This window comes from Phenylobacterium sp., assembly GCF_041920015.1.
Lineage (GTDB): Bacteria > Pseudomonadota > Alphaproteobacteria > Caulobacterales > Caulobacteraceae > Phenylobacterium.
Map to the genome: position 1 here is coordinate 1 of NZ_JAYRST010000109.1, position 8035 is coordinate 8035.

At 69.0% G+C, this 8035-nt stretch carries 11 protein-coding genes and 1 tRNA gene; 1 reads left to right on the forward strand and 11 read right to left on the reverse strand.

Going from position 1 to position 8035, the window contains the following annotated elements; translation table 11 throughout:
- The 7 genes from ACE3TL_RS15750 to folE all read right to left on the reverse strand — a co-directional run.
- Nucleotides 1–770, reverse strand: a 770-nt coding sequence (locus tag ACE3TL_RS15750; protein ID WP_374579619.1) for a MotA/TolQ/ExbB proton channel family protein, incomplete at its 3' end; no start/stop codon positions are given.
- Nucleotides 771–1387: 617 nt separating this feature from the next.
- Nucleotides 1388–1699, reverse strand: coding sequence for an antibiotic biosynthesis monooxygenase (locus ACE3TL_RS15755; RefSeq protein WP_374579620.1), 312 nt, complete (start codon nt 1697–1699; stop codon nt 1388–1390).
- Nucleotides 1696–2937 carry an amidohydrolase family protein gene (locus ACE3TL_RS15760; protein WP_374579621.1) on the reverse strand — a complete coding sequence of 414 codons (1242 nt, stop codon included), beginning with the start codon at nt 2935–2937 and terminating at the stop codon, nt 1696–1698. The genes ACE3TL_RS15755 and ACE3TL_RS15760 overlap by 4 nt, the downstream gene beginning before the upstream one ends.
- A 67-nt stretch (nt 2938–3004) precedes the next feature.
- Nucleotides 3005–3427 carry a cytochrome c family protein gene (locus ACE3TL_RS15765; protein ID WP_374579622.1) on the reverse strand — a complete coding sequence of 141 codons (423 nt, stop codon included), beginning with the start codon at nt 3425–3427 and terminating at the stop codon, nt 3005–3007.
- 4 nt (nt 3428–3431) lie between these two features.
- A complete protein-coding gene (locus tag ACE3TL_RS15770) occupies nt 3432–4010 on the reverse strand; it encodes a ferritin-like domain-containing protein (RefSeq protein WP_374579623.1) in 579 nt (192 codons plus the stop codon).
- On the reverse strand, nt 4003–4782 hold the full coding sequence (locus ACE3TL_RS15775; protein ID WP_374579624.1) for an RNA polymerase sigma factor: 780 nt from the start codon (nt 4780–4782) through the stop codon (nt 4003–4005). Before ACE3TL_RS15775 ends, ACE3TL_RS15770 begins: the two co-directional genes overlap by 8 nt.
- Nucleotides 4783–4794: 12 nt before the next feature.
- Nucleotides 4795–5433 (reverse strand): GTP cyclohydrolase I FolE, encoded by a 639-nt coding sequence (gene folE, locus ACE3TL_RS15780; RefSeq protein ID WP_374579625.1) that lies wholly within the window; start codon nt 5431–5433, stop codon nt 4795–4797.
- An 85-nt stretch (nt 5434–5518) separates the two neighbouring features.
- Between folE and ACE3TL_RS15785 the strand changes: the two genes are divergently transcribed.
- Nucleotides 5519–6025 carry a DNA-deoxyinosine glycosylase gene (locus tag ACE3TL_RS15785; RefSeq protein ID WP_374579626.1) on the forward strand — a complete coding sequence of 169 codons (507 nt, stop codon included), beginning with the start codon at nt 5519–5521 and terminating at the stop codon, nt 6023–6025.
- Between the two features lie 8 nt (nt 6026–6033).
- Here ACE3TL_RS15785 and ACE3TL_RS15790 read toward each other — a convergent pair.
- The 4 genes from ACE3TL_RS15790 to ACE3TL_RS15805 form a co-directional block, all read right to left on the reverse strand.
- Nucleotides 6034–6109: transfer RNA gene (locus tag ACE3TL_RS15790), tRNA-Phe, on the reverse strand.
- 99 nt (nt 6110–6208) lie between these two features.
- The gene (gene yacG / locus ACE3TL_RS15795) at nt 6209–6373 is read right to left on the reverse strand and encodes a DNA gyrase inhibitor YacG (RefSeq protein WP_374534710.1); all 165 of its coding nucleotides are present in this window, start codon (nt 6371–6373) and stop codon (nt 6209–6211) included.
- Nucleotides 6370–7407 carry a ribonuclease E/G gene (locus tag ACE3TL_RS15800; RefSeq protein WP_374579627.1) on the reverse strand — a complete coding sequence of 346 codons (1038 nt, stop codon included), beginning with the start codon at nt 7405–7407 and terminating at the stop codon, nt 6370–6372. Before ACE3TL_RS15800 ends, yacG begins: the two co-directional genes overlap by 4 nt.
- A complete protein-coding gene (locus tag ACE3TL_RS15805) occupies nt 7404–7994 on the reverse strand; it encodes a nucleoside triphosphate pyrophosphatase (protein ID WP_374579628.1) in 591 nt (196 codons plus the stop codon). Before ACE3TL_RS15805 ends, ACE3TL_RS15800 begins: the two co-directional genes overlap by 4 nt.
- Nucleotides 7995–8035: the final 41 nt, after the last annotated feature.

The window sequence follows — 8035 nt, forward strand, 5'->3', positions numbered from 1 at the left end:
CCGATACCGGTGGCCAGCAGCGCTTCGGCGATACCGGGGGCGACGACGGCCAGGTTGGTGGTGTTGGTGTTCGCGATGCCGATGAAGGAGTTCATGATCCCGTAGACGGTGCCGAACAGACCGATGAACGGACCGGACGAACCGACCGAGGCCAGGAACTGCATGCCGCTCGACAGACGCTTGCCCAGCGAGGCTTGAACCGCGCCGACAGCGGATTCCGCACGGTGCAGGGTGGTTTCGCGGTGTTCGCCGTTCACGGACAGGCCGGCTTGGCGCGACAGTTCGATTTCCTGGGTCGCCGCAGTAGCCATGTCGGCCAGCGGGTTGCCTTCGAACTCTTCGGCGGCGGCGATACGGCCCATGTCGTTGACCGACTTGGCGCCGCGGAAGGCTTCGAGGAAGCGATCCGAGGTGCGGTTCAGCGAGCCGAACTCGAGGAGCTTGGTGACCAGCAGGGTCCAGGACAGGACCGAGGCCAGCACCAGGCCGATCATGACGACCTTAACGACCGGTTCGGCGTCAAGGAACATCTGCATGACGGTCAGCTTGCCGGCATGTTCGATCTTCGCGGGTTCGACGTCGCCCGCGCCTTCGGCGGCCGGGGCGGCGGCGTCAGCCGCGGGGACGGCCGCAACGTCGGCGGCCGGAGCTTCGGCGGCGGCCGGAGCGGCCGGGGCGGCAGCTTCCTGCGCGAACGCCGGCGCGCTCGCCATCAGCGCAACCGCACCGATGAGAGCGATGAAAGGGGTCTTTCGTTTATTGTCGAGCATCTGTCGCCAGTTCCTGATTGGTCTAGCACGTTTGGACCGAAGGGTCGTCGCGCGAGAGCGTCTCCCACCCTAACTAAACAAGCCCGTCGTCACGACTGGTTTGCACCAGGCAAGACGCGAGAGCCGCTTCGCTGCGCCCGACCCGTGGCGCCTAATTTTCACGTACGTGAAACCGGGCGTTCGGATACGGGAGCGACTTTCAGACTCCCCGAGAGGAGCTCAAAGTCTTACCGCTATGTTAGACGTGCGGCAGGGGTCCTTTGGCAACCCCTTTTCCAAGCGTCAAGGGGGCATACTTGAGGGTACGGCCTCAAGAAACCTTCGGCCGCGCCTGTCGTGTTGCAGCGCACAACAATTCGACCGTGCAATCGGCCGAGAAAATCGAGTTTCAAATCGAATTTTATGCTGCAACGCAGCGAAATTGGACGAACGTCGGTCTTAAAATATGACAAGCCTGCCTAGCGAACCGACGGTCGATGCATCGTCTCCGGTCGCCGTTCCGCCGCGTCGGGGACATGGAAGCGAGGCGCCCCCGAGTCAACCGGCGTTCGGCCATGCGAGGATCGCAAGGCCGTGAGCGTGTCCTGGGCGCCATGGCGGGCGGAGCCGCGCCCCGTTCAGGAGGTCGAAACGATCCGGTAGACGGCGCCGGGGCGCGGGTCGGCCAGGGTGTCCAGCAGGGCGCGCATCGCCTCGCGCGGGGCGTCGGCGGCCGAGACGGCCTGCCAGGCGCGATAGGCCTCGGCGTCGCGCCAGGCGCCGATCACCAGGTACTCCCCGCCGCTCTCGGCCGCGACCAGCTCGGCGCCGAGAAAGCCGTCGATCGCCCGCGGGCGGGTCAGCATGCCTGTCTGGCCGAAGGCGGCTTCGAAATCGGCTTCCCGGCCGGGCTTCACCCGAAAGCGGATGACCGAGCGGACCGCGCTCACAGCCGGTTCACCACGATCTCGCCGCCCCGGGCGATCAGATCCAGGCGCTCACCCTGCCCGTTCAGCACCGAGATGTCGGCCAGGGGATCGCCGTCCACCAGCAGCAGGTCGGCGTGGGCGCCGGGCATGAGCACGCCCAGCTTGCCCGTCTGCCCCATCATCTCGGCGTTCACCAGGGTCGCGGACGCCAGGATCTCGGCGGCCGGCAGCACCTGGGCGCGCAGCACGAACTCCTTGGACTGGGCCGGATGGGTTTCGCCCAGCAGGTCGGTTCCAAAGCCCATCTTCACCCCGGCGCGGCGAGCGATCTCCAAAGCGCCGAGCCCGGCGCCGAACACGTCGTCCAGCTTCTTCAGGCTTTCGGAGGGGAAACGCAGCTTCTTCCCGAACTCGGCGATCTGGTCGTAGGTGACCAGGGTGGGGACCAGGTAACAGCCCTGCTGCGCCATGAACTTAGCCGAGGCCTCGTCGATGAGGTTGCCGTGCTCGATCGAACGCACGCCGGCCCGCACCGCCCGCTCGATGGCTTCGGGAATATAGGCGTGGGCGAAGGCGTAGGTGCGGCGGGCGGCCGCCTCCTCCACCGCCGCGCGGATTTCCGCCTCGGTGTACTGGACCATGTCGATGGGATCGGAGGGCGTGGCGACGCCGCCGCCGGCCATCACCTTGATCTGGTGGGCGCCGGCCTTCAGTTCTTCGCGCACGGCCTTTCGCACCGCATCGACCCCGTCGGCGACGTGGCTGAAGGCCGAGGACTTGATATCGCAGGCGCAGAGCTGCGGGTGCTGGCTGACGCCGGAGGAATCGCCATGGCCGCCGGTCTGGCTGATGACCCGACCCGAGCGGAACACCCGCGGTCCCTTCACCAGGCCGCGATCCAGGGCGTTGGTGATGCCCGGGTCCATGCCGCCGGCGTCGCGCACGGTCGTAAAGCCCCGGCGCAGCATCCCCTCCAGGATGAACTTGGTCTCGATGGCGATCCACGAGGTCTGGCGCCGGCCCATGGCCCCCAGGTCCATGGTGGTGATCGCCGCGTGGACGTGGGCGTCGATCAGGCCCGGCATGAGAGTACGCCCACCGGCGTCGAGCCTCACGACATCGGCCCCCGCGGCCAACGCCTTGCCGTCCTCGGCCAACTCCACCACCTTGCCGGCCTCGACGCGGATGGACGCTCCGCCGCGTCGCTCCCCGACGGCGACGTCCAGCAGATGGGCGTTGTGGATGATGAAGTCGGTCATGGCGGGCTCCCGGCGCTTTGCCCTCGACCTAACAGACTTCCTGGAGAAAAAGCGACCGCCCTTGGGGCTATCGGCCCGCCCTTCGCGCGGCGGCCGGGCTGGCCAGATAGGCGATGACGTCGGCCCGTTCCTGCGCCGAGCCGAGCCGGAAGCCCATGGATGTGCCCTTGACTAGCTTGGTCGGCGCCGTCAGCCACAGATCGAGATTGACTGCGGTCCAGGTCAGGCCAGAGGCTTTGAGCGCAGGGCTGTAGGTAAAGCCAGGCGCGATCCCCGCCCGCCTGCCGAAGACTCCACGGTGGGCCGGGCCAATGCGGTTGGCGTCCAACGAGTGACAGGCGCCGCAGCGCGTCTCGTAGAGTCCCGCCCCCCGGTTGGGATCGCCGGAAAGCGGAGCCGCCCCGGCCCGCGACAGAACCGGCGGGAAAGTCATGAGGCCCACGACGAAGGTAAGGGCCGCCCAACGCGGGGAGATCATGGACCGGGTCATCACCTCAACCGAACATCAGCGCGTTCTGGGGAAGCGCCTCGCCAAGCGCGCTGGCGAGGATAGCGGCGTGGAAGGCTTCGTCCCCGGCCATACGCGCGGTCAGCAAGTGCAAGTCCGTCCCGCCCAGCGACGGGATCAGGCCGAGATAGGCGTTAGCCGCCCCGCGCTCGAGCTTCAGGGCCAGTTTCATCACCCCGACCTCGTCCTTCAACCCGCCTGCGCCCAGGTCGGCGGCGTAGGCGCTGAGCCCCTTGGCTTGAACCGGCTTCCCGCCCAGGCGACGGACCGCGTCGGCCAAGGCGTCGCGGTGTTGCTTGTGATGCCCCTGGAAGGTCACACCCACCTTGAGCACGCCAGGCGACAGGAGACCGCTCTCAGCAGCGATCTGATAGGCGGCGATGCCTTCGTGCTCCAGGGCGATGGCGGCGTTCAGCAATTGCACGTCCTGTGAGGGTTTGGCGGCGGCCAAGGCGCCGCGGGGCGTGGCCACCCCCAGCACGGCCAGCACGCCGGCCGCCGACAAGGTCTGTGCGCCGGCCGTCAGGGCGGCCCTGCGGTCAAGGAAACGGACTTGGTCAGTCATGGTCGGTTGCTCCTTTTGAATTAGGGTCGGGCGCGCAGAACTGGCGCAGGACCTCTTCGGTCATGGCGTCACAGTCGGCGCCGGCGAAAGGGAAGCTGCCCTCCAGGGCCGCGCGCAGGTCGGGGGCGAGGTCCTGCTGCAATCGTCGGCGCGCGCGCAGATGGCGGGTCTTGATAGTGGCCGGCGGCACGCCCAGCGCTTGGGCGGCGTCCTCAACGCTCAGGCCTTCGATTTCGCGTAGTACGAAGACCAGTCGAAAGTCCTGCGGCAAGCGGCTGATCGCCGCCTCCAGCATCTGGCGAATCTGCGCCCGCGCCAGGCTGTCGTCGGGCGTCCCGTTCATCGACCCACGCATCAGCTTGTCCCGGTACTCTTCCATGACGACCACGCCCCCCCCGGTCAGCCGCGCAGTTCGGCGTAGGCCTGCTCGTCGGCGTTCCAGCGCTTCGTTGACCACAATCCGGGTCAGCCAGGTCGAGAGCGCGGCCCCGCCGCGAAAGCTGTGGATGGCGGCGAACGCCTTAAGATAGGCGCTCTGCACCGCGTCCTCGGCGTCGGGCCGACTCTTCAGCACGCTCCAGGCCGCGCGGAACAGGCGCTGGTTGTTGCGGCGGGTGACTAGGCGTACGGCCATCGGGTCGCGCGCGACGATGCGCGCGGCCAGGCCCAGGTCGTCCAGCGTCTCGTAGTCGATCTGCGGCTGCACGCCCATGATCTTCCGGTCCCCGTTTCCTGGCCCTTGTTCGTCCCATTGGATGACGGCGCCCGACAAAGGTTCCCTCCTCTAGTCCGCTGCGCCTCGCCGCGCCGAACGCAGCGAGTCCATCAGTTCGTCGCGCAGCCCGCGGTCGGTGCGGAACTCACCCAGCCAGCATTTGGTGACCAACGAGACGCCGTGCTGGCGAACCCCGCGCGTCGACATGCAGCCGTGCGTCGCCTCGATCACAACGCCGACCCCGCGCGGGTTCAGAGCACCGTCCAGCGCCTGGGCGATCTGGTTGGTCAGCCGCTCCTGCAATTGCAGCCGGCGCGCATAGGCGTCGACCAACCGCGAGAGCTTGGAGATGCCCACCACCCGGTCGCGCGGGCGATAGGCCACATGCGCTAGGCCCTGGATCGGCGCCAAGTGATGCTCACAGGTCGAGACCACCGGGATCGCGCGCAGCAGGATAGTATCGTCATAGCCAGCCGCCTCGCCGAACACCCTCTCCAGCAGGCGCGCCGGATCCTGGCCGTAGCCTGAGAACCATTCACCATAGGCGCGGGCGACCCGGGCCGGGGTGTCCCGCAGGCCCTCGCGGGCCGGATCATCGCCGGTGGCGGCGATCAGGGTGCGCACTGCCGCCTCGACCTCCGCTCGCGATGGCCGCTCGGCCGGCGTTGAAACGGCGCCGGCGGCGATATCGAGGAAACGTCGATCCATAGGCTGCTCCTTGCGTTATCGAGCGATTGGACGGCACCGACGCGCCAGGGTTCCCGCCCCCGCATGCGCGGGCCATAAGAGGCATATGGTCGGGCCCCGTTCGTTCGAAGGTCGCAAATCGTCATTCGACGCCGTCGCCGATGCGCGGACCCGGCTGCTGGTGCTCGGCAGCCTGCCCGGCGAGGTTTCGCTGGCGCAGGGCCAATACTACGCCCACCCGCAAAACCAGTTCTGGCGGCTGATCGGCGCGGTGATCGGCCGAGAGCTCGCGGCCCTCCCCTACGATGAGAGGTTGCAAGCCTTGTTGGCGGCCGGCGTCGGCCTCTGGGACGTCGTTCGCTCGGCCAGGCGCGCGGGCAGCCTGGACACGGCCATCCGGGATCACGAGGCGAACGCCCTGCCGGACCTCTGCGCCGCCTTGCCCGATCTGCGCGCCGTGGCGTTCAACGGCGGCAAGGCCTCCGCGCTCGGGCGGCGGGTGCTGACCGAGGGACCAACCCTCATCACCCTGCCCTCCAGCAGCCCGGCGCACACCTTGGCCTATGCGCAGAAGCTGGCTCAGTGGGGGGCTTTGCGAGGGTATCTGAACTGACTGGAAAATGGTGCCTGGGGGCGGATTCGAACCACCGACACGCGGATTTTCAATCCGCTGCTCTACCAACTGAGCTACCCAGGCCCTGGGCGTTCCGCCCGGCTGATCGGGCGGCGAAGCCGTCCCGCCTGCGCGGGAGCCGCGTCTATAGAAGAGCCGCTGGCGGCTGTCCAGCCGCCGATTTCAGTCTTCGTCGTTTCCCTCGCCCGCGGCTTCGTCGTCCGTGGACGGGATGGCGTAGCGCCCGCTCAGCCACCTCTGGAGATCGACGTCCGCGCAGCGCTTGGAGCAGAACGGGCGGTAGTCGGGCTGGGCCGGCTTGCCGCAGATCGGACATGGCGCGCTCATAGCGCCTTCACCTCGAAGCGGTCGCGGCGCAGGGCGTCCTCGGGCTGGATGGAGAAGCGCGCGCCGATCTTGCCGGCCAGGCGTTCGGCCAGCGGTCGGGCGGCTTCGGCCACCGCCGGCGCGCAAGTCGCCGCCAGCCGTGCGCCGGGCTGGCTGGCGGCCTCGGTCTCGATGGCGCGGATCAGGCGCAAGGCAAGCGTGCGGTCGGAAAGCCCGCCGCCAGCGTCGCACAGGATGTCGCGCAGCGGGGTGGTGCGGCGGGGGATCGTCATCTCCATGGTGCCGAAACGCCCGACGGGGCCGATCGCAACGCCCGGATTGTCCGGCCCAAAGGCGGCGCGGGCCGCGGTGAGCAGCGCATTGCCGTCATGCCCCCGCCCGACCAGGTCGAAGACCACGATTCCGCCCATGCCCTTGAGCCGCAGCAGGCGCGCAGCGGTCGACAGGGCCGCCAGATTGGCCCGGCGGGTGACCCGCTTGACGTCGTTGCCCTTGCGCTCGCCGATATCGACGTCGACCGAGACCAGGGCGCGGGTCTGCTCGATGGCGATGTCGCCGCCCCCCGGCAGACGGTGGACGGTCTCCAGCACCTCGGCCTCAGCCTCGTCGGCGACCTGGCGCGCCTCGCGGCCCTCGGTAATCTGCGCGTCGCGGGCGAAGGCCTGGAGCTGCTCGGAAAGGCCGGGCGCAAGGGCCAGCAGCCGGGGCGCGCCCTGCGCCGGGCCAAGAACGCGGACGGTGGCCAACTTGCCGGCCCGCGGTTCGGTGCGGATCTCGACCTCCAGGGAGGCGCCCTCCACCGGCCGCGCGTCGGGTTTGAAGGCCATCAGCGCCTCGACGCCGCCGAGGTCGACGAAGGCCGAGGCGAAGGCCGGCTCGACCTTGCGCACCCGCGCGACGTGGCGCGCGCCCAGGCGCGTGGCGGGATCATCGCCCTCGCGTTCGATCAGCAGCCGCTCCGGCTCGCCGTCCAGCAGGACGACGCCGCGGCTCTCGCCGATGGAGCGGTCGAGGAAGAGGGCGCGCTGGCTCATGCCCGGGTGAAGCCCTGGCCACGAAGGAGGTTCACCGTCTCATAGAGCGGCAGGCCGACCACCGCCGGGTAGGAGCCCTGGAGCGAAATGACGAAGGCGCCGGCCCGGCCCTGGATCGCATAGCCACCGGCCTTGCCCACGCCCTCGCCGCTTTCGAGATAGGCCTCGATCTCGGTTATGCTCAGTCGCTTGAAGGTCAGCCGGCTTTCGACCAGGCGGCTGGCGCTGCGGCCGTCAGGCGCGATCACCGCCACGCCGGTCAGGACACGGTGCGCGCGACCCGACAGCAGTTCCAGGCAGCGACGGCCCTCAGCGGGGGTCTCCACCTTCGGCAAGATGCGGCGGCCCACGGCCACGACCGTATCGGCGGCCAGCACGTAGGCGCCGGGCCGCTCGGCGGCGACCTTGGCGGCCTTCCCGGCCGCCAGGCGCAGCGCCGTCTGGCGCGGTGTCTCCGATTTCAGAGGAGTCTCGTCGATCTCGGCGGCCTCGACCTCGTCGGGGACGAGATCGATCTGGCGCAGGAGGTCGAGCCGCCTGGGGCTTGCCGATGCGAGCACCAGGCGCTGGAGCGGCGGCTTGGCCAAGCCGCCTCTAGCGCACGCGGAAGGTGATGCGGCCCTTGGTC